The sequence below is a fragment of the Streptomyces sp. NPDC048416 genome, assembly GCF_043200435.1.
GTDB lineage: Bacteria > Actinomycetota > Actinomycetes > Streptomycetales > Streptomycetaceae > Streptomyces.
On the sequence record NZ_JBICXU010000003.1, the window covers coordinates 43465 to 70096 of the forward strand.

The following is a 26632-nucleotide window of genomic DNA, read 5'->3' on the forward strand; positions in this document are numbered from 1 at the left end:
CCTATTGTGGATTTGCCTCCCGCGCGGTGTGCCGATGGCCGTACGGTGGTGGTAAAGCCGCCGTTCGCCGCGGCGGGGAAGGAGCCTCCCACCCATGGACCGTGGTACGCCGACGCAGCCGGCACAGCAGTCCGCCGTGGCCGGCCGGATCCCGCTCGCCGTGATCGTCGTGGACGGCGAGGGCCTGGTGTCGCACTGGTCCTCCGGTGCACGCAGGCTGTTCGGCCCCGGCAAGGAGGACGCGGTCGGCAGGCCCGCCGCCGATCTGCTCCCGGTCTCCGGGGCGCTGGAACAGAGCTACGACGACGACGGCTATGACGTCTTCGACGAGTTCGGCCCCGGCCTCGACGGCCCGCTGATGCGCCGCACCGCCTACCCCAGCACCGGCCGGGCGACGCTGCGCGAGCCCGGCCGGGAGCGCACCGACGTCCTGTGGTGGGCCTACCCCCTGGTGGGCCCCGGCCCCGAGCGGCTGCTCGTGCTGGCGGCCGACGCGGCCCAGCTGCACCAGGAGGCCGACGACGGGGCCGGCCCGGTCGAGCGCATAGCGCCCGGCTTCGCCCTGCACACCGACTTCCCCGGCGCCGACGAACTGGCCAGGCGGCTGCCCGAGATCCTGCCCAGCATGAGCGTCGGCGAGAGCTCCCGCATCGTGGCCCAGGTCCTCGAACTCGGCTACCCCGTCCTGGAGTTCAGCCAGCACGACCGGGTGCCCGTCACCCCCGACTGGGGCGTGCCCCGGCGCGCCGAACACCGGCCCGCGCGGCGCCGCCACCCCATGGAGCCCGTGTCGTGGGCCCAGCCCCGCTCGCCGGAATTCGCCGCGGACCTCGAATACGCCGCGGTGCGCGAGCGGCTGGAATTCCTCAACGAGGTCAGCGGCCGCATCGGCTCCTCGCTCGACCTGTCCCGCACCATCCAGGAAGTCAGCGCCGCCGTCGTCCCGCGCTTCACCGATGTCGCCGGCACCTACCTGCGCGAGCAGGTCATCGCCGGCGAGGGCTTCCCCGACGGGCCGCCCGACGCACGCACCCTGTGGCACCGGGTCGCCCTCGAACACGTCGACGAGCCGGGCCGCTGGGACGACGTGGTGCCGGTCGGCGAGTCGATGCCGTTCCCCGCGCACACCCCGTTCTTCCAGTGCATGACGTCCGGAGAGCCGGTCCTGGTGCCCCGGATCAGCGAGCAGATGGGCACCGCCATCGCCTCGCAGTTCGAAAAACGCGACATCCGGCCGCTCATCAACGGACGCTCCATGCTGGTGGTCCCGCTCAAGGCGCGCAACGTGGTGCTCGGCTTCATGATCCTGCTGCGGCACGCCGAACGGGCCGAGTTCAATGACATGGACCGCGTCACCGGCGCCGAACTCGCCGCCCGCGCCGGGCTCGTCCTCGACAACGCCCGCATGTACACCTACCAGGAGAGCGTCGCCGAGACCCTTCAGGACTCGATGCTGCCGCAGGTCACCCCGCGCATGGCGGGCTGCGACACCGCCACCCGCTATCTGCCCGGCACCCTGCTCGGCCGCGTCGGCGGTGACTGGTTCGACTCGATCAAGCTGCCGGGCTCGCGCACCGCGCTCGTCGTCGGCGACGTCATGGGCCACGGCCTCAACTCCGCGGCCATGATGGGCCAGTTGCGTACCGCCGTGCAGACCATGGCCGCTCTCGACCTGCCGCCCGACCAACTCCTGCGCAACCTGGACGACTTGGCGCAGCGCCTGGGCGAGCACTACCTCGCCACCTGTCTGTACGCGGTCTACGACCCTCTCAGGGGCGAGCTCCTGATGGCCAACGCGGGCCACGTCCCACCGGTGATCGTACGATCCGCCGACGGCCGCAGCGAACTCCTCGAACTGCCCACGGGCGCCCCGATCGGGGTCGGCGGAGTGCCCTTCGAGACGGCCCGCATCCGGGTCGAGCCCGGCGACCGTCTCGTCATGTGCACCGACGGGCTCGTCGAAGTGCGCGGCGAGGACATAGGGGTGGGGCTCGCCACGCTCTGCGAGTCGGCGGCCCACCCCGCGGCCTCGATGGACGATGCCTGCGACACCATCATCCGCTCCCTCAACACCCGCGGCGGGCGCAAGGACGACGTCGCGCTGCTGATGGCACGGCTCAACGGCATCGCCCGCCAGGACGTCGCCGAGTGGCGGCTGGCCGTCGACCCGAAGGAGGTGTACCGGGCCCGCCGGCTCGTCCGCGAACAGATGGCCCTGTGGGGCCTTTCGGACGTCACCGAAACCGTCGAACTGCTGGTCAGCGAGGTCGTCACCAACGGCATCCGGCATGCCCACGGCCGTCAGGTCGAGCTGCGTCTGGTGCGGACGGAGGCGCTGCTGTGCGAGGTGGTCGACGACGACCACACCCTGCCGTCCCTGCTCGGCACGGGCCCCGACGACGAGGCGGGCCGGGGCCTGCGGGTGGTCAGCGCGCTCGCCCGGGAGTGGGGCACGAGCCGCACCGGCAACGGCAAGACCGTCTGGTTCGACGTGTCGCTCCCGCCCACCTCCCGCCCCACCGGCTGACGAGGATCTTGCGGGCCGTCCCAACTCGCCCTGCTCGAACGGCAGGTGAAGGTGTGCGCCGGACGCTTGCCCGGCGCGCGCCCCGCACGGTAGACCGATCTTGACACTGTGCATGCTGCCTGGGGAGTCGGTCATGAGCGTGACGAGTAGGTACAAGGACGCCTGGGAGGGGTTCTGGCGCGAGGCGCCGAACGAGCAGGGCACGGTCTTCTGGGACGCGGAACCCGCCCTCACGGCCGCCCGTCACCTGGCCCACTTCGCCGCCCGCATCGACCACCCCGAGCTGGCCATGGTGGACCTCGGCTGCGGCAACGGCACCCAGACCCGCTACCTCGCGGGCCGCTACGCGAACGTGACCGGCGTCGACCTCTCACTCGCCGCCGTCGAGCGCGCCCGCAGCCAGGACCCGGCGTGCGAAGCGGAGTTCGAGCAGTTGGACGCCGCCGACAGCGAGGCGGTGCACGCCCTGCGCGATCGCCTCGGCGACGCCAATGTGTACGTACGGGGAGTGCTGCACCAGTGTGATCCGGCCGACCGCCAGCCCGTGGCGGACGCCATCGCGACGCTGCTCGGCGACACGGGCCGGGCCTTCGTGGTGGAGCTCGCCGAGGGCGCGAAACCGGTCCTGATGGGCCTCGCCCAGAGCCCGGCGGGCCCACCGCCCAAACTCCGGCCGGTCTTCGCCCATGGCATAGCGCCCGCGGAAGTCTCCGACCGTGTCCTTGGGGAACTGCTCGCGACGGCGGGTCTCTCGGTGCTCGCCGAGGGTGAACTCCCGCTCCTCACCACGGAGTACACCCCCGACGGCCGGCGCATCGAGCTGCCGTCCCGTTGGATGGTGGCGGGGCGTGCGGCGGGCCCGGCGGCGAAGACGCCCTGAGGCCTTGGATGGTGGCGGTGGCGGGGCGTGCGGCGGGCCCGGCGGCGAAGGCACCCTGAGCCCTGTCGGCCGGGACGAGCGGGCCCTTCGCGCACTGCCTAGCCGGGGGTGCTGAGGGTGAAGGTGGCTCCGTCGGGGTCGCTGAGGCGGACCCAGGGACCGGTGGGCGAGGTGCCTTCGGCCAGGACGGTCGCGCCGTGCTCGCGGGCGAGCCCGGCGTGGGCGCCGGGATCCTCGACGGTGAAGTGGGTGTGCCAGTGCGGACGCAGACTCGGATCGGGCGCGGCCTCGATGGCCCCCGACGTCAGCCGGGCCACCGGATGCCCGCCGTGGCGCAGCACCACCTCGTCGTGTTCGTAGCGCACATCGCAGCACCCCGGCCGCTCGCACGCCCAGTCCAGGACCTCGCCGTAGAAGATCGCCGCGTCGAACGCGTCCCGGGTGTGCAGCCGCGTCCAGGCCGGCGCGGTGTCGCGCCACGTCTCCCACTGCGCGACCAGCGGGCCCTGCCACAGGCCGAACACCGCACCGTCGCGGTCCGCCGCCAGCGCCCCGCGCCCGGTGTGCAGCGCGACAGGACCCACCGCCACCGTGCCGCCCCGCTCCCGGATACGGCTCGCGGTGACATCCGCGTCCTCCACCGCGAAATACGGCGTCCACGCCACCGCCACCTGCAACGCCGGAGCCAGCGCACCGATCCCGGCCACCGGCACCCCGCCCGCCAACGCGATCCGGAACTCCTCACCCAACGCCCCCGACCGGAACGTCCACCCCAGCACCGCACCATAGAAACCCAGCGCGGCATCCAGATCCCGGGCCATCAGGCTCACCCAGCACGGCGCCCCGACGACGCACGTGCTCCGCCCACCCGCGGCGGGCGGCTCCGCGGTGATGTCGGCACTTCTCGGCGACGGCGTCACGAAAACCTCATTCCCCGGCATTCCGGCACACCGGCACACAGACCCCACCATTGTCCCGCGCGGGGCTCGTCCGCGCATGCCGGACCCGTACGACGCGATCCCGGCGGCCGGGCCGCGCGGCCGCCCGGCTCAGTGGTCGGGGTCGCAGCTCTCCCGGCGCCGCCCGATGGTGAGCAGCGCCTGCATGAGCGCTTCGTGGTCGTCCCGCGCGGCGGTGTGGACGGCGCCCTCCTCAAGGACGCCGCGCAGCTCGGGGAACGCGCCCGCGGCGGGGGTCGTACGCAGGACGACGGCGCTGGGCGGAGCCAGCGCACGCAGGCCCGTGAACAGGGCGGCCGGGTCGCTGTCGCCGTTCATGCTCGGGTCGAGGACGGTGACGTCGGGCAGCAGGACATGGGCCTGCGCCAGAGCGAGCCGGGGGCTGGGGGTGTGCGCGATGACGCGGAAGTGCGGGTTGCGGTGAATGTGCTCGCGCAGCACGGCGGCTTCCTCGTCGGTGGCTACAAGCAGCACGGTCATCACGTTCTCAGCATCGCTCCACCGCCCGGCCCGGGCCACGCGAACCGACCCCGGCTCCGGGATCAGACATGGGCTGCCCGCGCGATGAGCTGCGCCGTGTCCCGCCCGCCAGGCCTCCGGCGCGCCGGCGGGGGTTCGCCCCGGGCCGGCCGGTCGTGGGCGCGGGAAGCGTTGCGTCGATCCGGCCGCCGCGGGTGCGGTGAGGCGTTTTGCCGACTGGTCGCACCGCATCGGATTGTCCCGACCGAGCGGGTTTTCCCGATTACCGCCCCTATCTCTGGTTTGCCGTTCCCCGCCCGGGAGTTGGGCCGAGCGCGGGACAACGGGCCGGGCGGACCGGATACGGTGCTCGTGTGCTGATCAAGGGGCAAGAACCGGGTACGGCGCTGCTGCTGGCGGCCGCCCCGGCCAACAAGGGGCGTCTCATCGACGCGGCGTCGGTGCTGCCGGGACTGGCCGCGGTGCCCCCGGGTGTGCTGACCGGTACGGACGCGGCCAGCGTCGTGGAGCTCGCCGATCCGGTCGATCCGCAGACCGTGCTGACCAGGATCCGCGCCGTGGCTGCCGTGCCCGGGCCGCTGACCGTGTATCTGGCGGGTCAGCTGCACGTCGATGCCCGACAGCACCAGGTGCATCTCGCGCTCGCCCGCACCACTCAGGCGAGCGTCCGCTACACGGGCCTGCCCCTGAGCTGGCCGGCCCAGGCGTTGCAGGCGCGCCGGCCCGGCACGACCACGGTGATCGTCGATCTGGTGGCCGACGCGGCCGCCTGGGAGCGGCTGCGACAGGAGGGCCTGTCCCTCGGCGACGGTGTCCGGCTGTACGGCCGGGTCACCCCGCCCGCGTCTCGTCGCACCATCGCCTCGCCCGACTATCTGAAGGCGTACGCGGAGGTGTGGCGCGGCGGTGCCCGGCCCTCCCTCGCCGAGCTGCACGCCTACGCGGCGGACCGCACCGGACCTCTCGATGCGCTGCGCCTGTCCCCGGACGCCTCGCCCACCGGCGCGGCGCAGAGGCCCGCCGACGCCGCCCCGCTGTCCGCGTCTGCCGCCACCGGCGGGGAGACGCGGACCCGTCCCGTGCCGCCCGCCCGGCCGTCCGTTCCGCCCGCCCCGCCCGGGGCGGCCGATCCGCATCCGGCGATCCTGGCCGCCGCCCGCGCCGGGCGCCATGGGGAGGCGGCCTCGATGGCGGCGGTGTGGGAGAGCGAGGCACTGCGCTCCCACGGCCCGGCGTCGTCGCAGGCACTGCACTGGCTGGAGGTCCGCGCCGACCTCGCCCGGCTCGCGCGGGATCCGGCACGCTCCTGTGAACTGTGGATGGCCTGCGCCCAGGCCCGGCTGGCCCGACGGCAGGCCACGGACGACGCCGACGTCCAGGCGGCCGTCGACCGCGCGCACCACCAGTGGGAGCAGCTTTCCGACCACGATCGGGCCCGATCGCTCGCGCCCGTCCTGATCGCCCTGCGCCAGCAGGTGCCGGGGCGCCAGAACGGTGCGCTGGAGGCCGTGGAGCGGCGCCTCGACCAGTTGCACACGGTGTCCGCCGCCGGGCGCCAGAGGTACTGATCCGCAGGGTCGTCGACGCGGCTGATGGGCGGGCGACCGCCAAGGCGGCTCGTCCGGTGCGTCTACCTGGCCCGGCCGCAACGGCCCGCCGCATCGGCCCGGCCGCATCGGCCGCATCGCCCCCCTCGGCCGCGGCGCCACGGCAACCGGCGCAAGCGCTCCTCCCGGCGTCCCGCCGGCCGCCCCGCCGTCCAGACGCCGGCTGTACGCGTCCGCGGGGCGGGACCGGCTTTTCTCAGGCGCCGTCCGCCTCGTCCCGCGCGTACGGGACCCGGCTGAGCTTGCGCACGGCGCCGACAGTGCCCCATTCGTCCCGGCCGAGCCGCGCGAGCGGCGCCAGGCGGCCGATCTCCGGGTGGCCGTCGACCATCACCTCGTCCGAGATCACCGCGTGCACCACCCGGCCGAACACGACCGTCGAATTGCCGATGCCGAGCGTGCTGTGCAGCTCGCACTCCAGGGCGACCGGGGACTCGGCGACCCTCGGCGGCTTCACCCGCAGGCTGGGCTCGGTGCCGAGGCCCGCCTGCTCGAACTCGCTGACGCCGGGCGGGAAGGCGGTCGCCGTGACGTTGACCTGACTCATCAAGGGCTCCGGAGCCAGACTGACCACGAACTGGCCGGTCGCCTCGACATTGCGCAGCGAGTCCTTGCGCCCCACCGAGGTGAACTGGACGACGGGCGGCGCGACGGAGGAAATCGTGAAGAAGGAGTGCGGTGCGAGATTGGGGGTGCCGTCCGCCGCCACCGTGGACACCCACGCGATGGGACGCGGCACCACGGTCGCCGTGAGCAGCCGGTAGAACTCCGCGGAGGACATGACGGCGGGGTCGAAATCAATACGCATACCGTCAGTATCCACGGCCCGCCCCCCGGGCTTCGGCCGCACGGAAACCCGCCGACTCCGTTCGCCGACAAGGCGGTTGAACAGCGCGAAGGGCGAATCGGCACCGCACGCCGAGGCCCGGCCCCGGCACCCGGCCCCGCGCCGATGCGCACCCCCACAGGTGTAGACCACTGGCGACGGTGCGGCCCCTGGCCCGGTATGGGCGTGGCAGGTACCGTGGGGCGGCATGAAGATCCTCATCAGCGCCGACATGGAAGGCGCCACCGGAGTCACCTGGCCGGCCGATGTGCTGCCGGGCACGCCCCAGTGGGAGCGCTGCCGGGCGATGTTCACCTCCGACGTGAACGCGGCCGTGCTCGGATTCTTCGACGGCGGCGCGGACGACGTGCTGATCAACGAGGCGCACTGGTCCATGCGCAACCTGCTCCTGGAGCGGCTCGACGAGCGGGCTCAGATGCTCACCGGCAAGCACAAGTCGCTGTCCATGGTGGAGGGGATCCAGCACGGCGACGTCGACGGCATCGCCTTCGTGGGCTACCACACCGGGGCCGGTGCGCGGGGCGTGCTCGCCCACACCTACCTCGCCAACTCCATCACCGGAGTGTGGCTGAACGGCGTCCGCGCCAGCGAGGGGCTGCTCAACGCCCATGTCGTCGCCGAGTACGGGGTGCCCGTGGTCCTGGTGACCGGCGACGACCTCACCTGCGCCGACGCCGAGGGCTATGCGCCCGCTGCCCGCAAGGTCGCCGTCAAGGACCATGTCTCGCGGTACGCGGCGGTGTGCCGCACCCCGGCCCGCACCGCCGGCGACATCAGGGCCGCGGCGAAGGAAGCCACGGAGCTCGCCCGCAGAACCACGCCCGTGGACGGCGGACCGTTCACCGTGGCGATCGAGTTCGACGCCGAGCACCTGGCCGACGCGGCCACCGTGGTGCCGGGAGTGGCGCGTACGGGTGAACGGCGCGTTTCCTACACCAGTTTGACGATGTATGAGGGAATCCGCACCTTCAAGGCGGTCACCACGATCGTCTCGTCCGCGGTGGAGGAGCAGTATGGCTGAGGCTGAGGTGGAGACGGCCGATCAGGTGGCGCTCGACGAGGTGGTGGCCTTCACCTCCGGGCTCATCCGGATCGACACCAGCAACCGGGGCGGCGGCGACTGCCGAGAACGCCCGGCGGCCGAGTACGTGGCCGAACGGCTGGCGGCGGCGGGCCTTGAGCCCCGCCTGCTGGAACGCACCGAGGGGCGTACCAACGTGGTGGCCCGGATCGAGGGCAGCGACCCGTCGGCCGACGCCCTCCTCGTGCACGGCCACCTCGACGTGGTGCCCGCCGAGCCCGCCGACTGGAGCGTGCACCCCTTTTCGGGGGAGGTCCGCGACGGCGTGGTCTGGGGCCGCGGCGCGGTCGACATGAAGAACATGGACGCCATGGTCCTCGCGGTCGTACGGGCCTGGGCGCGGCACGGGGTGCGCCCACGACGGGACATCGTGCTCGCGTTCACCGCCGACGAGGAGGACAGCGCCATCGACGGCGCGGCCTTCCTCGCCGACCAGCATCCCGAACTGTTCGAGGGCTGCACCGAGGGCATCGGCGAGTCGGGCGCCGTCACCTTCCACGCCGGCGATGGCATGGAGATCTACCCGGTCGGCGCGGGCGAACGCGGCACGGACTGGCTGCGGCTCACCGCGCAGGGACGCGCGGGCCACGGCTCCAAGGTGAACCACGCCAACGCGGTCAGCCGCCTCGCCGCGGCGGTCACCCGCATCAGCGCGTACGAGTGGCCGGTGAGGATCACGCCGACGGTCCGCGCGAGCCTCGTCGCACTCGCCGCGCTGCACGGCATCGAAGCCGACCCGGACGCCGAGGACTTCGACGCCGACGAACTCCTGGGCAAACTCGGCCCCGCCGCCGCCCTGGTCGCGCCGGTCATCCGCAACAGCGCCAACCCGACGATGCTGGACGCCGGTTACAAGGTCAACGTCATTCCGGGGCGCGCGACCGCGTACGTCGACGGGCGCACCGTTCCCGGCGCCGAGGCCGAATTCCGCGCCACCATGGACGAGTTGACAGGACCCGACGTCGACTGGGACCACTACCACGCGGGTGTCGCACTTCAGGCCCCCGTGGACTCGCCGACCTACCGCAAACTGAAGGCCGCCCTCGAACGGTTCGCGCCGGAGGGCCACGTCGTGCCGTACTGCATGTCGGGCGGCACCGACGCCAAGCAGTTCGCGCGCCTCGGCATCACCGGCTACGGCTTCGCGCCGCTTCGGATGCCGCCCGGCCTCGACTACCAGGCGCTGTTCCACGGCGTCGACGAACGCGTGCCCGTGGACGCCCTGCACTTCGGCGTCCGCGTCCTCGACCACTATCTGCGGTCCGCATAGGGAGAGTTGCGACGATGGTGCCCACCGGGGCCTACGGAAGCTGGCCGTCACCGATCGACGCGGCCCGCGCGGCCGCCCACGAAGGGAACGCCGACCACCTCACCATGGTCGGGGACGAGCTGTGGTGGACGCAGTCGCGCCCCGCCGAGGGCGGCAGGAGCGTGCTGATGCGCCGCCGCCCCGACGGGCAGGCGCGGGCGGTGCTGCCCGAGCCGTGGAACGTGCGCAGCCGGATCATGGAGTACGGCGGCACCCCCTGGGACGGCGCCGCCCGGCCGGACGACGGACCCCTCGTCGTCTTCGTGCACTTCCCCGACCAGCGGCTCTACGCCTACGAGCCGGACACCGTCGCGGAGCCCCGCCCCCTCACACCCGTGTCCACGCTCGGGGCAGGGCTGCGCTGGGCCGACCTCCGTATCGATCTGGAGCGCGGCGAAGTGTGGTGCGTCCTTGAGGAGTACACCGGCGAGGCCCCCACCGACGTACGCCGCGTCGTCGCGGCCGTGCCCCTGGACGGATCCGCCGCCGAAGGCCGGGGACTGGTACGGGAGTTGAGTGACGGGCGGCACCGTTTCATCACCGGGCCACGGCTCTCGCCCGACGGCCGCCTTGCCGCCTGGATCGCCTGGGACCACCCGCGGATGCCGTGGGACGGCACCGAGCTGATCCTCGCCGACGTCGGCGAGGACGGCGCGCTGCGCGCGGCCCGGACCTTCGCCGGAGGGCCCGAGGAGTCCATCGCCCAGGCCGACTGGGCCCCCGACGGGCAACTCCTGTTCACCTCCGACCGCAGCGGCTGGTGGAACCTGTACCGCGGTGACACCGCCGAAGGGACCACGACGGCGCTCTGCCCCCGCGAGGAGGAGTTCGCGGGCCCGCTCTGGCAGATCGGGCGGCGCTGGTTCCAGCCACTGGACAGCGGCCTGATCGCCGTCGTGCACGGCAAGGGCGCCACCACGCTCGGCATACTCGATCCACGAAGCGGCGACCTCGTCGACGCGGCGGGACCCTGGACCGCGTGGAGCTCGACGCTCGCCGCCCACGGCAGCCGCGTCGTCGGCGTGGCCGCGAGCCCCCGCACCGGCGCCGAACTCGTCGAACTGGACACCGCCACCGGCCGGGCCCGCGCGATCGACCGCGGCCACCGGGACACCGTGGACCCCGCGTACTACCCCGAGCCGATGATCCGCACCTTCACCGGGCCCGACGGCCGCGACATCCACGCCCACGTCCACCTGCCGCACAGCCCCGTGAGGACCGCACCGGCCGGCGAACGGGCGCCCTTCGTGATCTGGGCACACGGCGGCCCCACCAGCAACGTGTCCCTCGCGCTCGATATGGAGGCCGCCTACTTCACCTCGCGCGGCATCGGCGTCGTCAAGGTCGACTACGGCGGCTCCACGGGCTACGGCCGCGCCTACCGCAACCGGCTGCGCGGACAGTGGGGCGTCGTCGACGTCGAGGACTGCGCCGCCGTCGCCCGCGCCCTGGCCGACGAGGGCACCGCCGACCCCCGCCGCCTCGCGATCCGCGGCGGCAGCGCCGGCGGCTGGACCACGGCCGCCTCGCTCGCCACCACCGACGTGTACGCCTGCGGCACCATCAGCTATCCCGTACTCGACCTCACGAGCTGGCTCGGCGTCACCCACGACTTCGAATCCCAGTACCTGGAGAGCCTGATCGGCCCCCACGCCGACGTGCCCGGCCGCTACCACGACCGCTCGCCCGGCCGGCACGCGGACCGCGTCACCGCGCCCTTCCTGCTGCTCCAGGGCCTGGACGACGCGATCTGCCCACCCGTGCAGTGCGAGCAGTTCCTGGAGAAGATGGCCGGACGCGGCATCCCGCACGCCTACCTCACCTTCGAGGGCGAGGGCCACGGCTTCCGCCGCGCCGACACCGTGATCCGCGCACTGGAAGCCGAACTCTCCCTGTACGCCCAGGTGTTCGCGATCGACCGTGACGACATTCCCCTCCTGGAGCTCGCCAAGTGAGCATGGCCGCACTCACCCGCCCGCCCCGGCTGCGCCCCGGCGCCAGGATCGCCGTGGTCGCCCCCAGCGGGCCCGTCGTCGAGGAACGCCTGCGGGCGGGGCTCGACGTCCTGCGCGGCTGGGGCCTCGCCCCCGTCACCACCCCCCAAGTGACCGAACGGCACCCGCAGTTCAGATACCTGGCGGGCGAGGACGAGAAGCGGGCCCGCGACTTCCAGGAAGCGTGGTGCGACCCCACGGTCGACGCGGTGATGTGCGGCCGCGGCGGGTACGGGGCCCAGCGCATGGTCGACCTCCTCGACTGGAACGCACTGCGGGCCGCCGGGCCCAAGGTGCTGATCGGCTACAGCGACGTGACGGCCCTGCACGAGGCGTTCGCCGTGCGGCTCGGCCTCGCCACCCTGCACGGCCCGATGGCGTCCACCGTCGCCTTCATCGACAACGCGACCACCCAGGAGTCCCTGCGCACCACCCTGTTCGAGCCCGAGGCCGCGATGACCCTCGGCCTGCCCGGCGCCCGCCCCCTGGTGCCCGGCCGGGCACGTGGCGTCACTGCCGGCGGATGCCTGTCCCTGCTCGCCGCGGAGCTCGCCACCCCGCACGCCAGACCGTCCGCCGCCGGTGGCCTGCTCCTCCTGGAAGATGTCGGCGGAGGACTACCGCCTGGACCGCGCCCTGACCCAACTCCTGCGCGCGGGCAGGTTCGAAGGCGTCACGGGCATCGCCCTCGGCTCCTGGAAGGACTGCGGGCCCTACGCCGAGAGGGTGCGGCCGGTCCTGCACGAACGCCTGAGTCCGCTCGGTGTGCCCGTCGTCGAAAACCTCGGCTTCGGTCACTGCGACAACGCCCTGACCATGCCCCTCGGGGTGCCCGCGCTCCTGGACGCCGAACAAGGCACCCTCACCCTGGAGTTGCCCGCCCTGGCCTGACCGGCCGGCCACGCATGACGGCCCCGGGTGGTGTCCTCGCCGACCCGCCCGGCCGGCGGCGGACGACGCCACCTGGCAGACACTCCCAGGAGCGCGTGCCGGTCCCGCCGGTCACCGGCCGAAAACCCCCGCACGCCGCAACAGCGCCAACCGCTTGTGTCGTAGGCGTTGACGCCGAAGTTTCCCCTGACACAGCATGAGGGCGCCCGGGCCTACCGATCGGTAGGCCCGCTTGCCGTGGAGGACACCGTGACCCGCCGCCGTACCGTGCCCAGAATCCGCAAGCCCCTGGCGACCGCGCTCGGCGCGGCGCTCGCCCTTCCCCTGCTGTCGACGGCGCCGGCCGCCGCGCAGAGCCCCGCGCAGAGCCAAGTCACCGTCACCGCACTGAAGTTCACCGTCCGGGCCGGTGGCAGCACCTGCACGATCGACGCCGACCTCTACCGCCCGGCGGGCGTCGACAAGAAACACCCCGCGCCCGCCGTGCTCACCACCAACGGCTTCGGCGGCAACAAGGCGGACGGCAGCACCGCGGGCACCGCCAAGGCGTTCGCCACCCGCGGCTATGTCACCCTCGCCTACTCGGGGCTCGGCTTCGGCACGTCGGGCTGTCTCATCTCCCTGGACGCCCCCGGCATCGACGGCCACGCCGCCTCGCGGCTCATCGACTTCCTGGCCGGGACCCGCGCCGCCGACGACGGCACACGCGTCGACTTCGTCACCAAGGACCGTCCGGGCGACCCCCGCGTCGGCATGATCGGCGGCTCCTACGGCGGCGCCGTCCAAATGGCCACGGCCGCCGTCGACCACCGCGTCGACGCCCTCGTCCCGATGATCACCTGGAACGACCTGTCCTACGCGCTCGACCCGAACAACGTGGCGGACCGCACGGTGCCCGGCGCCTTCAAGTGGCAGTGGACCAACGGCTTCTACCTCATCGGCGAGAGCAAACCCATCACCCCGCCCAACCTCGATCCCTCCCACTGGGGCACGCTCGGCTGTGTGCACTTCGCCCCCGACGCCTGCACGACCATCGGCCTGCTCAACTCGGGCAGCTACCCCGCCGCACCCACCGCCGCGATGCTGCGCTACGCCCGCAGCGTCTCCCCGGTCACCTACCTCGACCGGGTCGAGGCCCCCACCCTGCTCATCCAGGGCCAGACCGACAGCCTGTTCAACCTCAACGAGGCGACGGCGACGTACAACGCGCTGAAGGACAACGGCACCACCACCAAGATGATCTGGCAGTCCTGGGGCCACAGCGGCGGCCAGGCGCCCGGCGAACTCGACCTGACCAAGGGGAACTTGGAGAGCAGCTACACCGGGCAGCGCATCCTGTCGTGGTTCGACCGCTACCTGCGCAAGCAGCAGCACACCGACACCGGGCCCGCCTTCGCGTACTACCGCGACTGGCAGAGCGGCTACGGCGAGGCGGCCAAGGTCCCGCCGCTCTCCCAGAAGGTGTACCTGTCGGGCGACGGCAAGCTCGTCGACACCCGCGCGAAGGTGGCGCGCGGCAGCCGAACGTACACCAACTCCCTTGTACCGACGAGCCATTCGGAGAGCTCACTGGCCGGCATGATCGGCCTGCCCGACCCCGCGCCGTACGACACGCCCGGCACCTACCTCGGCTGGGACACGGCCGCCCTGAAGGCGCCCGTCGACGTCGTCGGCTCGGCGAAGGCCACACTCAAGGTCTCGTCGCCCGCGGCCAGGAAGACGCAGAACTCCAAGGACGCCGCCGACAAGCTGGTCCTGTTCGCCAAGCTGTACGACGTGGCGCCCGACGGCACCAAGACGCTGGTGCGGCGCCTGGTCGCCCCGGTACGGGTGCCCGACGTCACCAAGGCGTTCACCGTCACGCTGCCCGGCATCGCGCACCGCTACGAGGCCGGGCACCACATCGAGTTCGCGATCGCCGCGAGCGATGATGCCTACCTGGGCAACAAGGGCATCAAACCGGCGACCGTCACGAGCGCCCCCGGTGACACGGGGACGCTCCAACTGCCCGTTGTCAGCGGCCGGTTGAACTGATCGCCGCGTAGCCGGGACGCACGATCTCCTCGATGAGGCGACGGCGCTGCGGCAGCGGCAGGAACGCGGCCTCGACCGCGGCGACGGTGAACTCCTCGAAAACGTCCGGGCCGTAGCCGAAGGCGTCCACCATGTGCTGGAACTCCTCGCTCATGGTGGTGCCGGACACCAGACGGTTGTCGGTGTTGAGGGTCACCGTGAAGCCGAGCCTGCGCAGCTCGTCGATCGGGTGCTTCTCGTACGAAAGAGCCGCGCCCGTCTGGAGGTTGGACGTCGGACAGACCTCAAGGGCGATCCTGTTGTCCCGGACGTAGGCCGCGAGGTGGCCGAGCGTGCCGTCCGCGGCGATGTCGTCGGTGATCCGCACGCCGTGGCCGATGCGCTCGGCGCCGCACACCTGGACCGCCTCGTGCACCGACTCGGCACCCACGGCCTCACCGGCGTGGATGGTGATGTGGCAGTTGGCCCGCTTCAGGTGCTGGAAGGCCGGCAGGTGCTCGGCCGGCGGGTTGCCGATCTCGCCGCCCGCGATGTCGAAGCCCGCCACCCCGCGGTCGCGGTGGGCGACGGTGAGCTCGGCTATCTCCAGGGAGCGCCGGGTGTGCCGCATGCCCGTGAGCAGCGCGCGCACCGTGATCCGGCCCCCGGTGCGGCGCTCGCCCTCACGCAGCCCCTCGTTGACGGCGTCCACGACCTCGTCAAGGCTCAGGCCGCCCTCCAGGTGCTGCTCGGGGGCGTAGCGCACCTCCGCGTAGACGACCCCGTCGGCCGCCAGGTCCTCGGCGCACTCGGCCGCGATACGGTGCAGCGCCTCGCGGGTCTGCATCACCGCGCAGGTGTGGGCGAAGGTCTCCAGGTAGCGCTCCAGGGAGCCGGAGTCCGCGGCGTCACGGAACCAGAGCGCGAGCTCGGCCGGGTCCTCCGTGGGCAGCGCGGTGTAGCCGCAGGCGCGGGCCAGCTCCACGATGGTGGCCGGCCGCAGGCCGCCGTCGAGGTGGTCGTGCAGGACGGCCTTGGGGGCGCGGCGGATCCACTCGGCCGGGACGAGGGGCGTGGCGGCGGCGAGGTTGTCAGACAAGTGCATGAGGCGGGAGTGTACAGCGTGCCGCCCCGGGCCCGGTCCCGAGTCCTGGGAGCCCCGCCCCAGGGGGGACTGCCCGCGGCCCAGGGGGACTGCCCGCGGCCCCCTTGGGCCGGGGTCCCGTCCTAGGGGGGTGGAGGATGCAGGGGGGCTGAAGGACCTAAGGGGACTGAAGGACCGCGAGCGCGGGAGCACCCGTGGGCAGCATGTGCTTGGCGGCCAGGACCGGGGTGCCCTCCACCCGGACGACCTGGGTGACCAGCACCGCCGGGGTGTCCGCGGGCCGGCCCAGCTGCTCACCCCTGCGCCGCCCGAGCAGCGTCGCGCTCACCTGGCTCACCGCCGTGAGCGCCACCGCGCGCGAGCACTCCGTGAGCACCGCGAGCATCGAGACCGCGGGCTCGCCCGAGAGCGCCTCGCCGAACGCGGGATGCAGCCGCGCGAGTACGTCGTCGGGCGCCGCCCACTCATGACTGAGGGCGACCGCGAGATCCGCCCCCACCAGCACGGACTCCCAGAACCGCAGCTCGGACCCGGCGGGCGCGAGCAGATGCTGGGTGGTGAAGTCGGTGGGCTCCTCACGGCTGCGCAGCAACGCCCGCACCCGTACGGGGCCGAGCAGGTCCTCCAGCGCCCGCAGCTGCTCGAAGCCCCGCCGCGGCGGGCTGTCGTTGACGGTGCGGCCCACGCCGCGCCGCACCGAGAGCAGGCCGTCCTCCTGGAGCAGGAGCAGGGCCTCGCGCAGCGCCGGCCGGCTCACGCCGAGCTCGCCCGCGAGCTTCGGCTCCGACGGCAGTGTCGAGCCCGGGGGATAGGTGCCGTCGTGGACCGCGTCCGCGATGCGCTCGTACAGCGCGACGACCGGCCTGCGCCGCTGTCCGTTCCCTGCCATGAACCCGCCCCTCGCCGTACCGGAAGGCCAGCATGCCCCGCCGCTACTTGTCTGACAAGGAGGGCCCCGCGCCTGTCTCCTCACCCGTACGGCCCGCTCCACCGCTCTCCGTAGTGGCCCATCCGTCACGCTGAGCGCAGGAATGCTGCGCCATCACGAGCGGAAGGGCCAGGTCATGAGCCCCACGGGCGAGACGAGCGGGACGCGCAGACGGACGGGCGGTGCCGTCACACCGGGCAGGATCGCGGTCCTGGTCCTCGGGATCCTCGCGCTCGTCTTCATCTTCGAGAACACCCGCCACGTCACGATCCGGCTGCTGGTCCCCGAAGTCTCCATGCCCCTCTACCTCGCGCTGCTCGCCGTGTTCGTGGTGGGTCTGTGCTGCGGCTACTTCCTGAAGAGGCGGGGCAGGTGAGGGGCGCGCGGGCACGGGCCGCGGCTGCCGTGACGACGCTCGTGGCCCTGGCGGGCGTGGCATCGACGGGCACCGCACGGGCCGAGGAGGCCGCGCCACCCCGGCACATGCCGGCGTTCGTGGGCAAGGGGCTCCTCCAGGTCTACGACAAGCTCGGCGCGGGGGTGCGATTCGACGTCGAGGACATCGGCGGCGAACACCGCAGCGTGCTGTGGCCTTTCAACTGGAAGGTGTGCGAACAGACTCCGGCGGCGGGCGCGTTGCTCGCTTCCTACACCCGCGTACGGGTGGGCGTGGTGCAGAAGACCGAGGACTGCCCGACCGGCGGCTCCGCGCAGGACGCGGTGCGGTAGGGCGCGGTGCGGTGGGGCGCGGTGCGGTGGGGCGCGGTGCGGTGGGGCGAGGTGTGGTTGGCAGTGGGGCGTGGCGCAGGGGGGCGTGGTTCGCCGGGATGCGGCGCAATGGGGCGCGAGGCAGTGATCAGCGATGTGCCATGCGAGCCCGAGCCTGAGCAGTGCTCAATAGCGTGGCTGTAGTGCCTGTAGCGCCTGAGTGCCTGTACTGCCCGTAGGGCCAGCGGCGCGCGAGCGGTGATCAGTAGCCTGATCCGATGCGAACCAGGACCGGCTTTCTCTCCGAGGGCCCCCGCGTGGGCATCAGGCATTTCACCCGCCAGGACGCCGAGGAGTTCACCGCGCTCGCCGCGGCGAGCCGGCCTCTGCACGCCCCCTGGCTCTTCCCGCCGACCGATGCCGGCGCGTACGCAACGTACGTCGACCGCCTCCTCGGCGACCCGGCCCGGCACGGCTTCCTGGTGTGCGAACTGACCGACGGCCGCATCGCCGGGTTCATCAACATCAACAACGTGGTGGAAGGCGCCTTCCTGAGCGGAACGCTCGGCTACGGCGCGTTCGCCCCTGCCGTCGGCCGCGGCCTGATGAGCGAGGGCCTGGCCCTGGTCGTGCGCCACGCCTTCACCCGGCTCGGCCTGCACCGCCTCGAAGCGAACATCCAGCCCCGCAACGAGGGCTCCATCAACCTGGTCCGCCGCGCGGGCTTCCGCCTGGAGGGGTACTCGCCGGACTTCCTCCTCATCGACGGCGCGTGGCGCGACCACGAGCGCTGGGCGATCACGAAGGAGATGACGGAGCGGGGCGCGGCGCCGCTGCCGGACGGGAAACCGGACAGGAAACCGGACCGGAAACGGGACAGGAGATCCGCGTCCTAGGCTCGTGTCGTGTGCACGTGAACTGCTGGCGCCAGGTACTTGGCAACCGCGTTCTGGCTCCTGGCCGGGCGGCCGGAAGGCCTCAGCGGCGTCCGCCCTTGTAGTTGATCTTCATGGTGTCGAGGTCGGTCACCGTCGAGCGCAGATCGCGGAACCCGTGGCCGAGCGCCGTGAGCGCGGACTCGGCCCGGTCCTCGGCGATCGCGGCGGCCATCTCGTCGCCGTCGGCGGCGTCGGAGACCACGGTGAAGCGCCACGAGAAATGCTTCAGGGTGCGGTCGTACGCGAGCGAGCCCTCCTGGGAGAACGTCATCGCGGTCAGCCCGTGGTCGTCGACCTCGGCGAGCAGCCGCGCCCGCGAGTCCTCGCTCAGGCCGTCCCACACTCCGCGCACGATGACCCGGTAGGTGTGCTGCTCGCTCATGTTCCGCTGTCCTTCCGTACCGCCTGCCGCTTGCGGGTAGATCGTCGCCCATGGAGCGGAATGTGTCGATCGAGATTCCGCCGCCGACGGCTGCGGGCGAGCCGGCCGCACCTCCCTTCGCCACCTCGCTGCGGCGAGCCGGCCGCACATCCCCGCTCCCCTTCCTCCGCCCCCCTTCCTCCGCCCCCCTTCCTCCGCCCCCCTTCCCCCGCTCCCCGTCCTCCCCCCCCCGCGCCCTCGGTCCGCCCCCCGCTCCGACCGCCTTTGCGCAATCCTGACCCGGGGTGCCCCTGGCCGTTGTCAGTGGCGCGGTGTTCCATGGTCATCGGGGGGTCGGCCGAAAGAGCCGCCGAAGCCCCGTACGAGGGAGTGAGGTTGCCTTGGCCACGACCGTGCGACGTGCCGTACTGACCCTGCCCGGCGCCCCGTTGGGCGAGGCGAACCCGCTGCCCGCGCTGTGCCCGCGCGACGAACTGCACCAACTCGACGAGCGGGTCCGCGAAGGGCTCCCACGCGACATGGCCCGCCAGATCGGATATGAGCCGCTGGAGACCCTGCTGCCGGTGCGGGTCCTCGACGGCTACGGTCGACAGCGGTCCATGATCGAGCTGGACACGATCGTGATCGAGAACGACCGGCTGCGCGCCACCGTGCTGCCCGGCCTCGGTGGCCGCGTGCACTCGCTGTTCCACAAGCCCACCGGCCGCGAACTGCTCTACACCAACCCGGTGTTCCAGCCCGCGGACTTCGCGCTCAACGGCGCCTGGTTCTCCGGCGGCATCGAGTGGAACATCGGTGCCACCGGCCACACCACGCTGTCCTGCGCCCCCGTCCACGCGGCCCTCGTCCCGGCGCCGGACGGCGGGCGGATGGTCCGCCTGTGGGAGTGGGAGCGGCTGCGCGACCTCCCCTTCCAGGTCGACCTCTGGCTCCCCGACGACTCGGACTTCCTGTACGTGGGCGTCCGCATCCGCAACCCGCACGAGCGGACCGCTCCCGTCTACTGGTGGTCCAACATCGCCGTCGAGGAGGGCGAGCACACGCGCGTGCTGGCCCCCGCCGACGAGGCCTGGCACTTCGGGTACGAACGCACCCTGCGCCGGGTGCCGGTCCCTGTCCGGGACGGCGCGGACCGCACGTACCCGCTGCGCAGCGCATACCCGGCCGACTACTTCTACGAGGTCCCCGACGGCGCCCGCCGCTGGATCGCCTCGCTCGACGACGGCGGCCACGGCCTCGTCCAGACCTCCACGGACACTCTGCGCGGCCGCAAGCTGTTCCTGTGGGGCTCGGGGCCGGGCGGGCGCCGCTGGCAGGAGTGGCTGAGCGAGCCCGGCACCGTCGGGTACGCCGAGATCCAGGCCGGCCTGGCCCGCACCCAGCTGGAGCACGTGCCTCTCGACGCGGGCGCCGAATTCGCCTGGCTTGAGGCGTACGGGCCGCTGGCCGCCGACGGGGCGCGCGTGCACGGCGCCGACTGGGCGGCCGCCCGCGCCGAGACCGAGGAAAGCCTGGAGCGGGCCCTGCCCCGCGCCACGGTGGAGGAGGCGTACGTTGCCTGGCGCCCGTTCGCCGACGCCGAACCAGGCGATCGCCTGGCCACCGGCTCGGGCTGGGGCGCCCTCGAAGTGCTGCGTACGGGGGTGAAACTGCCCGGCACCCCGTTCCCCGACCTGACGCTCACTCAAGAACAGCAGCCTTGGCTTGAGTTGCTGCACACCGGCGTGTTCCCCGAGCCGCGCAAGGTGGCCCCGCCCGGCCCCACGCTCGTCGCACCGCACTGGCGCGACATGCTGGAGACGGCACCCGCCGACCCGCTCACCGAATACCACCTCGGTATCGCCCAGTGGCACGCCGGCGACCGGGCTCAGGCCGTGCGCAGCTGGGAGCGCGGCCTGCCGCTCGCCCCCTCCCGATGGCCCCTGCTGCGCTGCCTCGCCGTCGCCGACCAGCTGTCCGGACACCCGAGCCGCGCCGCCGACCGCTACGCCGACGCCTACGACGACTTCTGCCAGGAGCGCAGGGAGGGTGAGCCGTGGACGGCGGCCGACGCCGCGCTCGGCCGCGAGGCGATGGAGGCACTGCTCGCGGCGGACCGCCCCGCCGACGCCCGCTCCATCTGGGACCGGCTGCGCCCCGCCGTGCGCGAGCGCGGGCGGTTCCGCCTCGTCGAGGCCCAACTCCTCCTCGCGGAGGGCGAACCGGCCGCGGCCCGTGCCCTCTTCGAAGCGGGCTTCGAGGTCGCCGACCTGCGCGAGGGCGCCGAGACCCTGAACGAGGTGTGGTCCCGCCTCACCGACGACCCGCTCCCGGACCGCTACCAGTACCGGATGCGCCCCGAGGACTGACCCCGGCCGCCGACCTCCGTCGGCGCCCACGGCGTCGGCGGCGTTCGGCCGGGCTGACCGGGCGGGCCGGCCAGGACAGGCCCGCCGGGCGACCGTCGCCGCCGAGGTCACCCGCGACGCGGTGGGCTGAGCCCCGCCCCGACGGTCAGCTTGCCGACTTGCGGTCGACGTACTCGAAGACCGAACCGTCGGGGTGCAGGGCGATCAGATTGCGGCCCACCGGGGTCGCGACCGGGCCGGCGATGATGTGGGCGCCCGCCCCGGTCAGTGTGGCGTGCGCCTCGTCGACGTCGACGACGGCAACCGTCGCGGCCACCTTGCGCAGCACTTCGAGCTCCGCCTTCGGCCCACTCATCAGCAGGAAGGCCCCGACCGCGGCGACGGACACGCCGCCACGGTCGAAGCGGAGCGCCCGACCGCCGGTGACGCGCTCGTAGAAGACGATCGCGCTCTCCAGGTCGTCGACGCAGATGCGCAGCGTGGTCCCCAGAATCTCCATGAGGCAAAGCCTAGTTGGGAGAGATCGCCCGCGACAGGCGATCCGCGGGCCCGCCCCGCCCCGGTCACCCGACAGGCCCGACACACGCGACTCACACCCGACACACGCGACTCACACCCGACACACGCGACTCACACCCGACACACGCGACTCACAAACGACTCACAGGCGACTCACAAAAGACTCAGACGCGGCACAGGAGTTCGCCGTGCGGCACCAGGAACCAGGCGTCGTCCTGGACGCCCCAGGCCCGCCAGGCCTCGGCGATCTCCGTCAGTTCCCCCCGTGTGGCATGGCCGCCCTCGACCGCCAGATCCGCGTACGAGGAGGCCACCGTACGGTCCGCCCACAGGCCGCTCCACCAGGCCCGCTCCTCTTCGGTGGAGAAGCACCATGTGCCGGCGGAGGCCGTGATGTCCGTACAACCGGCGGCCAGCGCCCACGACTTGAGGCGCCGGCCCGCGTCCGGCTCGCCCCCGTTGGCGCGCGCGACGCGGTGGTACAGGTCCAGCCAGCCGTCCAGGGCGGGCGCCTCGGGGTACCAGGCGAAGGCGCCGTAGTCGCTGTCGCGCACCGCGATGATCCCGCCGGGCTTGGTGACCCGGCGCATCTCGCGCAGCGCCCGCACCGGGTCGCCGACGTGTTGCAGCACCTGGTGGGCGTGGACGACGCAGAACGTGTCGTCGGGGAAGTCCAGCGCGTGGACGTCGGCGACCGCGAACGACATGTTCTCCAGGCCGCGTTCGGCCGCGTGCGCGCGGGCCCGCACGACGATGCCCGGCGTATGGTCGACCGCCGTCACGTGCCCCTGCGGGACCAACGCCGCCAGGTCGGCGGAGATGGTGCCGGGACCACAACCGATGTCCAGGACCTGCATGTGCGGCTTCAGCTCACCGATGAGGTACGCGGCCGAGTTGGCGGCCGTGCGCCAGGTGTGCGAACGCAGTACGGACTCGTGATGGCCGTGGGTGTAGACCGCGCTCTCGCCCGGCGTCGGCCGCGACGTCTCCTTCGACATGAGCGGACTCCCTTTCGGTGAACTGCCCTGATGATGACCCCACTTTAAGAGACGGGATCAGATCCTGAGATACGTGTCTTGCGATGTGGACGATCGCCTCTGCTCCGAAAGGGCATCCGGCGGCGGTCCCCACGGGACTACCGTCGGGCCCGCCGGGTACTCGGCGAGCCATGGAAACGAACCTGCCGAACCTGCCGGAGCAGCTTTCCCAGGTCGTCCGGGACGCCATCAGGGACGAGCTGCGCGAACAGACGAGGAAGCAGCGCCACGCCGCCCGCATGTACGCGGGGGCCGGCGCGGCCGGGCTCTACGGAGGCGCCGCGCTGACCGCGTTCCTGCTCCTGGTACTCGCCCTGGCGCTGCCCTACTGGGCGGCCGCGCTGATCGTCGCCGTACTGCTGCTCGGCGCCGCCGCACTGCTGAGCAGGAGTGCCCGCAGCAGCCGGAGCGCGCCTCCCGAACGGATGGCCGCGCCGCTGGAGCCGGGAGTGCCGCCCGGCGCCCCGGTCGTCCCGCCCAACGTCCCGCCGGGCGTCCCGCCGGGTGTTCCCGAGCCCCCGCGCGGCCCGCTGGGCGCGCCCCACGACACGACCCGCTAGCCCATGACGCAAGCGCCGCGACGAAACAGTCGGGCCGGAACCGCCCGCAGGGGGTTTGAGCTGGCCCGTCGCGGCTACCCGAAAGACCTAGAACGCGAGGTGACATGGCTGACACATCCGAGAACCCACAGAAGACATCCTCCAGAACGGCGGCGAAGTCCGCCCCGAAATCCCGTGAGGACGACGGCCTCCCGAGTGCGGTGGAAGTTCTGCGGGGCGCCCGCGCCCAGCTGTCCGAGCTCATCGGCATGGCCGCCGAGTCCGTCTCGTCCTTCGAGCGCACGGACGACGGCTGGTCGCTGAAGATCGAGGTCCTGGAACTCTCCCGGGTTCCGGACACGATGAGCCTCCTCGCCTCGTACGAGGTGGAACTCGACTCGCACGGCGAACTCACCGGCTACCAGCGCCTGCGCAGATACGAACGCGGCAGGGCCGATCGCGCCACATGAGCGCATGCCGGCGCGAGAAGCGGGAAGCCGCACAGCGGTCACCGCCCGACACGCCGGCACGCGACGCACGACACGTGGCGCACGGCATGTGGCGTGCGGCGTACGGCCCATGGCGCGTGACGCACAGCACACAAAGGCCGGCACCGTGACCCAAAACGCGAACAACGCGAACAACGCGAACAACGCAGACAACAGGGACAACGCGAAAAGCACGGCCGGACGACAGCAGAACGACAGCAGAGCGACAGGCAACACCTGACAGAAGAAAGTCGGACGACACGTAAGGAGGGCCGGACGCCATGACGGTTGTCCCGGCACAGCAAGGCGGCAGCGGCGGCACCAGTGGCCTCTATGACGTCCTGGAGCTCGTGCTCGACCGAGGACTCGTGATTGACGCGTTCGTGCGTGTCTCCCTCGTCGGCATCGAGATCCTGAAGATCGACATACGCGTCGTCGTCGCCAGCGTCGACACCTATCTCCGCTTCGCCGAGGCGTGCAACCGCCTCGACCTGGAGGCGGGTCCGCACCGCAACCCCGGTCTTCCCGACCTGGTCGGCGACGTCACCGAATCGGGAGCCCGCGGCAAGACCAAGGGAGCGCTCTCGGGCGCCGCGCAGACCATCTCCGATGCCTTCAAGGAAGCGCGCGACGACGGCGAGCACGAGTCCAAGCCCCGCGCCCGGCGCACCACCTCGCGCCGTAAGGAGGAGCAGGAATGACCACGTACGTCTACGGCATCGCCCGCCGCAGCCACGGACGGCTGCCCGAGCAGATGGGCGGGATCGGCGAACCGCCGCGCCCGGTGCGCACCGTCGAGCAGGGTGAGCTGGTCGCACTGGTCAGCGACGCTCCCGAGGAGCTGAAGCCCAAGCGCCGCGACCTGCTCGCCCACCAGAACGTCCTCGCGGAGGCGGGCGCCGGCGGCCCCGTGCTGCCGATGCGCTTCGGCGGGGTCTCGACGGACGACGAAGCCGTACGGGCCGTGCTCGCCGAGCACGAGGAGCGCTACCTGGAACGCCTCGAAGCGCTCGACGGCAAGGTCGAGTACAACGTCAAGGCGACCCATGACGAAGAGGCCGTGCTGCATCAAGTACTCGCCGACAACGCCGAGTTGAGGGCCCTGAGCGAGGCCAACCGGAAGTCCGGCGGCGGCACGTACGAGGAGAAGCTGCGGCTCGGCGAGCGCATCGCCGCCGCCGTGCAGCAGCGCGAAAAGGCCGACGCCGCCCTGGTGGAGCAGGCCCTGCGGGAGGCCGCCGAGGAGCAGTGCCCGGGGCCCCAGTCCACCGGATGGCTGTCCAACATCTCCTTCCTCGTGCCGCGTGAGAGCGCCGACGAGTTCATCGCGACCGTGGACGGGTTGCGTGCCCAGGCGCCCCACCTGGTGGTCCAGGTGCACGGCCCGCTGCCCCCCTACAGCTTCACGGGGTGAACCAGTGGGCCTCCTGAAGGAGCTGCTGCTGCTTCCCGCGGCGCCTGTCCGTGGCACCTTCTGGGTGCTCGGGCAGGTTGCCGCGGAGGCGGAGCGGCAGTACTACGACCCGGCGACCGTGCGACGTGAACTCGCCCAGCTGGAACAGAAACTGATGGAGGGCGAGATCGACGAGGCAGAGTTCGACCGCCGCGAGGACGAACTCCTCGACCGGCTTGAACACCCCACGCGCGCCGCATCCGATTTCGGGAGGAACTGATGGCGACCCCGGCACGATTCCCCGACGCCTACCCGTCCGACGGCGGCGGCGCGAACCTCGCCGACATTCTCGAACGCGTCCTCGACAAGGGAATCGTCATAGCCGGGGACATTCGCATCAACCTCCTCGACATAGAACTCCTCACGATCAAACTGCGGCTCGTCGTCGCCTCCATCGACAAGGCGAAGGAAATGGGCATCGACTGGTGGGAGGACGACCCCTCTCTCTCCACCGGTGCCCGGCGACGTGAACTCGCAAGGGAGAACGAGGAGTTGAAGGCTCGGCTCGCCGCGCTGGAAGCAGCACGCACCGACGGGGCCGAGGCGGCCACGACGAAGGAACACAGGGCGGTGACCGATGACTGAGGACGAACTGCTGTACGTGTACGCCGTCACGCCCCCCTTCTCCGGGGTGCTCCCCGACGGAGTGCGCGGCCTCGACGGGGAGCCGCCCCGGGTGATCGAGCACGACGGGCTGTGCGCGGCGGTGAGCCGGGTGCCCGCCGCCGAGTTCGACGCTGCCGCGCTCCGCGGTCGCCTGGAGGACCTGGACTGGCTCGCAGCGACCGCCCGCACCCATGAGGCGGTGATCGCCGCGCTCGCCTCGGTCACCTGCCCCGTGCCGCTCCGGCTCGCCACGGTGTGCCGCGACGAGAGCGGTGTGCGGCGCCTGATCGACTCGGGGCGCGCCCGTTTCGTACCGACCATCGAACGCCTCGACGGACGCGTCGAATGGGGCGTCAAGGTGTACGCCCAGTCCCAACCGGCAGCGCCCAAGCCCGAGTTGAAGGCCAAGGCCGCCAGCGGACGGGAATACCTGCGGCAACGACTCGGCCAGCGGCAGTCGCGCGACGACACCTGGCAGCGGGCCGGAACGCTCGCGCGCGCCCTGCACGCCGAACTGTGCGAACGCGCCGAGGACGGCCGGTTGCACCGGCCGCAGAGCGGACAGCTCTCCGGCGCGCCCGGTGAGAACGTGCTCAACGCCGCCTATCTGGTGCCGCGCGAACACAGTGAGAAGTTCGTCGCCGCGGTGCGCGAACGCACCCCGGCCGCCGACGACGGCGTACGCGTGGAACTGACGGGCCCCTGGGCGCCGTACTCCTTCGCCGGCGGCCCGGGCGACGGCGAGGGGGAGCAGTCGTGAGGGACGACGGAGAAGCCCTCGCGCAGCGTGAGGTCGCCCTCGTCGACCTGCTCGACCGGCTGCTCGCCGGCGGCGTGGTCATCACCGGCGACCTCACATTGCGGATCGCGGACGTGGACCTCGTCCGCATCGACCTCAACGCACTGGTGAGCTCGGTCAGCTCCGAAGTCCCTTCGCCTTTCGACGACTTCGAGGATCGCACGGGGTTCGCAGACTTCGAGGAGTCGGCGTAA

General features: G+C 72.3%; 27 protein-coding genes and 1 pseudogene. 20 read left to right on the plus strand and 8 right to left on the minus strand.

Translation table 11 applies throughout. The features are described 5' to 3' along the window. The first annotated feature begins 94 nt into the window (after positions 1–94). Entirely contained in the window at positions 95–2527 is a 2433-nt protein-coding gene (locus ACGFW5_RS04955; RefSeq protein WP_393832772.1) for a SpoIIE family protein phosphatase, read from the plus strand. 133 nt (positions 2528–2660) lie between these two features. Then, positions 2661–3407 (plus strand): class I SAM-dependent methyltransferase, encoded by a 747-nt coding sequence (locus ACGFW5_RS04960; RefSeq protein ID WP_393832773.1) that lies wholly within the window; start codon positions 2661–2663, stop codon positions 3405–3407. 98 nt (positions 3408–3505) lie between these two features. On the opposite strand, the gene ACGFW5_RS04965 is transcribed toward ACGFW5_RS04960, so the two are convergent. Beyond that, positions 3506–4228, minus strand: coding sequence for a VOC family protein (locus ACGFW5_RS04965; protein WP_393832774.1), 723 nt, complete (start codon positions 4226–4228; stop codon positions 3506–3508). Positions 4229–4456: 228 nt separating this feature from the next. Next, on the minus strand, positions 4457–4840 hold the full coding sequence (locus tag ACGFW5_RS04970; protein WP_393832775.1) for a hypothetical protein: 384 nt from the start codon (positions 4838–4840) through the stop codon (positions 4457–4459). 359 nt (positions 4841–5199) lie between these two features. Between ACGFW5_RS04970 and ACGFW5_RS04975 the strand changes: the two genes are divergently transcribed. Further along, positions 5200–6414: a hypothetical protein gene (locus ACGFW5_RS04975; RefSeq protein ID WP_393832776.1), complete on the plus strand. Its 1215-nt coding sequence runs from the start codon at positions 5200–5202 to the stop codon at positions 6412–6414. Positions 6415–6649: 235 nt separating this feature from the next. Here the strand turns inward: ACGFW5_RS04975 and ACGFW5_RS04980 are convergent, their stop codons facing one another. Next, positions 6650–7261 carry a flavin reductase family protein gene (locus ACGFW5_RS04980; protein ID WP_393832777.1) on the minus strand — a complete coding sequence of 204 codons (612 nt, stop codon included), beginning with the start codon at positions 7259–7261 and terminating at the stop codon, positions 6650–6652. A 226-nt stretch (positions 7262–7487) separates the two neighbouring features. Between ACGFW5_RS04980 and ACGFW5_RS04985 the strand changes: the two genes are divergently transcribed. From ACGFW5_RS04985 to ACGFW5_RS05005, 5 genes and pseudogenes are all read left to right on the plus strand, one after another. Then, positions 7488–8321 carry a M55 family metallopeptidase gene (locus tag ACGFW5_RS04985; protein ID WP_393832778.1) on the plus strand — a complete coding sequence of 278 codons (834 nt, stop codon included), beginning with the start codon at positions 7488–7490 and terminating at the stop codon, positions 8319–8321. After that, positions 8314–9651: a M20/M25/M40 family metallo-hydrolase gene (locus ACGFW5_RS04990; RefSeq protein WP_393832779.1), complete on the plus strand. Its 1338-nt coding sequence runs from the start codon at positions 8314–8316 to the stop codon at positions 9649–9651. Before ACGFW5_RS04985 ends, ACGFW5_RS04990 begins: the two co-directional genes overlap by 8 nt. Before the next feature lie 14 nt (positions 9652–9665). Further along, positions 9666–11645 carry a prolyl oligopeptidase family serine peptidase gene (locus tag ACGFW5_RS04995; RefSeq protein WP_393832780.1) on the plus strand — a complete coding sequence of 660 codons (1980 nt, stop codon included), beginning with the start codon at positions 9666–9668 and terminating at the stop codon, positions 11643–11645. 2 nt (positions 11646–11647) lie between these two features. Next, positions 11648–12575 (plus strand): annotated as a pseudogene (locus tag ACGFW5_RS05000) (LD-carboxypeptidase). Between the two features lie 276 nt (positions 12576–12851). Next, on the plus strand, positions 12852–14609 hold the full coding sequence (locus ACGFW5_RS05005; protein ID WP_393833075.1) for a CocE/NonD family hydrolase: 1758 nt from the start codon (positions 12852–12854) through the stop codon (positions 14607–14609). Here ACGFW5_RS05005 and ACGFW5_RS05010 read toward each other — a convergent pair. Together ACGFW5_RS05010 and ACGFW5_RS05015 are read right to left on the minus strand one after the other, a co-directional pair. Then, positions 14590–15693, minus strand: a complete 1104-nt coding sequence (locus ACGFW5_RS05010) for an adenosine deaminase (RefSeq protein ID WP_393832781.1) — start codon at positions 15691–15693, stop codon at positions 14590–14592. The genes ACGFW5_RS05005 and ACGFW5_RS05010 overlap by 20 nt on opposite strands. A 157-nt stretch (positions 15694–15850) precedes the next feature. Next, positions 15851–16582: a GntR family transcriptional regulator gene (locus ACGFW5_RS05015; RefSeq protein ID WP_393832782.1), complete on the minus strand. Its 732-nt coding sequence runs from the start codon at positions 16580–16582 to the stop codon at positions 15851–15853. 175 nt (positions 16583–16757) lie between these two features. Between ACGFW5_RS05015 and ACGFW5_RS05020 the strand changes: the two genes are divergently transcribed. From ACGFW5_RS05020 to ACGFW5_RS05030, 3 genes are all read left to right on the plus strand, one after another. Beyond that, positions 16758–16997, plus strand: coding sequence for a lipopolysaccharide assembly protein LapA domain-containing protein (locus tag ACGFW5_RS05020; protein WP_393832783.1), 240 nt, complete (start codon positions 16758–16760; stop codon positions 16995–16997). A 29-nt stretch (positions 16998–17026) separates the two neighbouring features. Further along, the gene (locus tag ACGFW5_RS05025; RefSeq protein ID WP_393832784.1) at positions 17027–17350 is read left to right on the plus strand and encodes a hypothetical protein; all 324 of its coding nucleotides are present in this window, start codon (positions 17027–17029) and stop codon (positions 17348–17350) included. 257 nt (positions 17351–17607) lie between these two features. Continuing rightward, complete coding sequence (locus ACGFW5_RS05030; RefSeq protein ID WP_393832785.1) at positions 17608–18225, plus strand: GNAT family N-acetyltransferase; 618 nt, start codon at positions 17608–17610, stop codon at positions 18223–18225. An 82-nt stretch (positions 18226–18307) separates the two neighbouring features. On the opposite strand, the gene ACGFW5_RS05035 is transcribed toward ACGFW5_RS05030, so the two are convergent. Further along, complete coding sequence (locus ACGFW5_RS05035; RefSeq protein ID WP_393832786.1) at positions 18308–18649, minus strand: DUF6204 family protein; 342 nt, start codon at positions 18647–18649, stop codon at positions 18308–18310. 380 nt (positions 18650–19029) lie between these two features. On the opposite strand from ACGFW5_RS05035, the gene ACGFW5_RS05040 reads away from it, so the two are divergent. After that, a complete protein-coding gene (locus ACGFW5_RS05040; protein ID WP_393832787.1) occupies positions 19030–20997 on the plus strand; it encodes a DUF5107 domain-containing protein in 1968 nt (655 codons plus the stop codon). 145 nt (positions 20998–21142) lie between these two features. On the opposite strand, the gene ACGFW5_RS05045 is transcribed toward ACGFW5_RS05040, so the two are convergent. Both ACGFW5_RS05045 and ACGFW5_RS05050 read right to left on the minus strand, forming a co-directional pair. Further along, positions 21143–21496, minus strand: a complete 354-nt coding sequence (locus ACGFW5_RS05045; protein ID WP_393832788.1) for a VOC family protein — start codon at positions 21494–21496, stop codon at positions 21143–21145. Between the two features lie 184 nt (positions 21497–21680). After that, positions 21681–22514, minus strand: a complete 834-nt coding sequence (locus ACGFW5_RS05050) for a class I SAM-dependent methyltransferase (RefSeq protein ID WP_393832789.1) — start codon at positions 22512–22514, stop codon at positions 21681–21683. Positions 22515–22684: 170 nt separating this feature from the next. Here ACGFW5_RS05050 and ACGFW5_RS05055 point away from each other — a divergent pair, with 170 nt between their 5' ends. The 8 genes from ACGFW5_RS05055 (at position 22685) to ACGFW5_RS05090 (ending at position 26632) form a co-directional block, all read left to right on the plus strand. Continuing rightward, the gene (locus ACGFW5_RS05055; protein ID WP_393832790.1) at positions 22685–23113 is read left to right on the plus strand and encodes a phage holin family protein; all 429 of its coding nucleotides are present in this window, start codon (positions 22685–22687) and stop codon (positions 23111–23113) included. A gap of 104 nt (positions 23114–23217) precedes the next feature. Further along, positions 23218–23562, plus strand: coding sequence for a gas vesicle protein (locus ACGFW5_RS05060; protein ID WP_393832791.1), 345 nt, complete (start codon positions 23218–23220; stop codon positions 23560–23562). A gap of 299 nt (positions 23563–23861) precedes the next feature. Continuing rightward, positions 23862–24281 carry a gas vesicle structural protein GvpA gene (locus ACGFW5_RS05065; protein WP_393832792.1) on the plus strand — a complete coding sequence of 140 codons (420 nt, stop codon included), beginning with the start codon at positions 23862–23864 and terminating at the stop codon, positions 24279–24281. After that, a complete protein-coding gene (locus ACGFW5_RS05070; RefSeq protein ID WP_393832793.1) occupies positions 24278–24994 on the plus strand; it encodes a GvpL/GvpF family gas vesicle protein in 717 nt (238 codons plus the stop codon). The genes ACGFW5_RS05065 and ACGFW5_RS05070 overlap by 4 nt, the downstream gene beginning before the upstream one ends. A 4-nt stretch (positions 24995–24998) precedes the next feature. Further along, positions 24999–25253, plus strand: coding sequence for a gas vesicle protein GvpG (locus ACGFW5_RS05075; RefSeq protein WP_393832794.1), 255 nt, complete (start codon positions 24999–25001; stop codon positions 25251–25253). Continuing rightward, positions 25253–25618 carry a gas vesicle protein gene (locus ACGFW5_RS05080; protein ID WP_393832795.1) on the plus strand — a complete coding sequence of 122 codons (366 nt, stop codon included), beginning with the start codon at positions 25253–25255 and terminating at the stop codon, positions 25616–25618. Before ACGFW5_RS05075 ends, ACGFW5_RS05080 begins: the two co-directional genes overlap by 1 nt. After that, positions 25611–26399, plus strand: a complete 789-nt coding sequence (locus tag ACGFW5_RS05085; protein WP_393832796.1) for a GvpL/GvpF family gas vesicle protein — start codon at positions 25611–25613, stop codon at positions 26397–26399. The genes ACGFW5_RS05080 and ACGFW5_RS05085 overlap by 8 nt, the downstream gene beginning before the upstream one ends. Beyond that, a complete protein-coding gene (locus ACGFW5_RS05090) occupies positions 26396–26632 on the plus strand; it encodes a gas vesicle protein (protein WP_393832797.1) in 237 nt (78 codons plus the stop codon). Before ACGFW5_RS05085 ends, ACGFW5_RS05090 begins: the two co-directional genes overlap by 4 nt.

Excerpts from the sequence above, each read along its gene's own strand:
- ACGFW5_RS05030 (WP_393832785.1), top strand. The coding sequence starts at position 17,608 with ATGCGAACCAGGACCGGCTTTCTCTCCGAGGGCCCCCGCGTGGGCATC.
- ACGFW5_RS05080 (WP_393832795.1), top strand. The coding sequence starts at position 25,253 with ATGGCGACCCCGGCACGATTCCCCGACGCCTACCCGTCCGACGGCGGC.
- ACGFW5_RS05060 (WP_393832791.1), top strand. The coding sequence starts at position 23,218 with ATGGCTGACACATCCGAGAACCCACAGAAGACATCCTCCAGAACGGCG.
- ACGFW5_RS04980 (WP_393832777.1), bottom strand. The coding sequence starts at position 7,261 with ATGCGTATTGATTTCGACCCCGCCGTCATGTCCTCCGCGGAGTTCTAC.
- ACGFW5_RS05045 (WP_393832788.1), bottom strand. The coding sequence starts at position 21,496 with ATGGAGATTCTGGGGACCACGCTGCGCATCTGCGTCGACGACCTGGAG.
- ACGFW5_RS04990 (WP_393832779.1), top strand. The coding sequence starts at position 8,314 with ATGGCTGAGGCTGAGGTGGAGACGGCCGATCAGGTGGCGCTCGACGAG.
- ACGFW5_RS04955 (WP_393832772.1), top strand. The coding sequence starts at position 95 with ATGGACCGTGGTACGCCGACGCAGCCGGCACAGCAGTCCGCCGTGGCC.
- ACGFW5_RS04965 (WP_393832774.1), bottom strand. The coding sequence starts at position 4,228 with ATGGCCCGGGATCTGGATGCCGCGCTGGGTTTCTATGGTGCGGTGCTG.
- ACGFW5_RS05065 (WP_393832792.1), top strand. The coding sequence starts at position 23,862 with ATGACGGTTGTCCCGGCACAGCAAGGCGGCAGCGGCGGCACCAGTGGC.
- ACGFW5_RS05085 (WP_393832796.1), top strand. The coding sequence starts at position 25,611 with ATGACTGAGGACGAACTGCTGTACGTGTACGCCGTCACGCCCCCCTTC.
- ACGFW5_RS04960 (WP_393832773.1), top strand. The coding sequence starts at position 2,661 with ATGAGCGTGACGAGTAGGTACAAGGACGCCTGGGAGGGGTTCTGGCGC.
- ACGFW5_RS05015 (WP_393832782.1), bottom strand. The coding sequence starts at position 16,582 with ATGGCAGGGAACGGACAGCGGCGCAGGCCGGTCGTCGCGCTGTACGAG.
- ACGFW5_RS05055 (WP_393832790.1), top strand. The coding sequence starts at position 22,685 with ATGGAAACGAACCTGCCGAACCTGCCGGAGCAGCTTTCCCAGGTCGTC.
- ACGFW5_RS05020 (WP_393832783.1), top strand. The coding sequence starts at position 16,758 with ATGAGCCCCACGGGCGAGACGAGCGGGACGCGCAGACGGACGGGCGGT.
- ACGFW5_RS05050 (WP_393832789.1), bottom strand. The coding sequence starts at position 22,514 with ATGTCGAAGGAGACGTCGCGGCCGACGCCGGGCGAGAGCGCGGTCTAC.
- ACGFW5_RS05035 (WP_393832786.1), bottom strand. The coding sequence starts at position 18,649 with ATGAGCGAGCAGCACACCTACCGGGTCATCGTGCGCGGAGTGTGGGAC.
- ACGFW5_RS04985 (WP_393832778.1), top strand. The coding sequence starts at position 7,488 with ATGAAGATCCTCATCAGCGCCGACATGGAAGGCGCCACCGGAGTCACC.
- ACGFW5_RS04995 (WP_393832780.1), top strand. The coding sequence starts at position 9,666 with ATGGTGCCCACCGGGGCCTACGGAAGCTGGCCGTCACCGATCGACGCG.
- ACGFW5_RS05010 (WP_393832781.1), bottom strand. The coding sequence starts at position 15,693 with ATGCACTTGTCTGACAACCTCGCCGCCGCCACGCCCCTCGTCCCGGCC.
- ACGFW5_RS05070 (WP_393832793.1), top strand. The coding sequence starts at position 24,278 with ATGACCACGTACGTCTACGGCATCGCCCGCCGCAGCCACGGACGGCTG.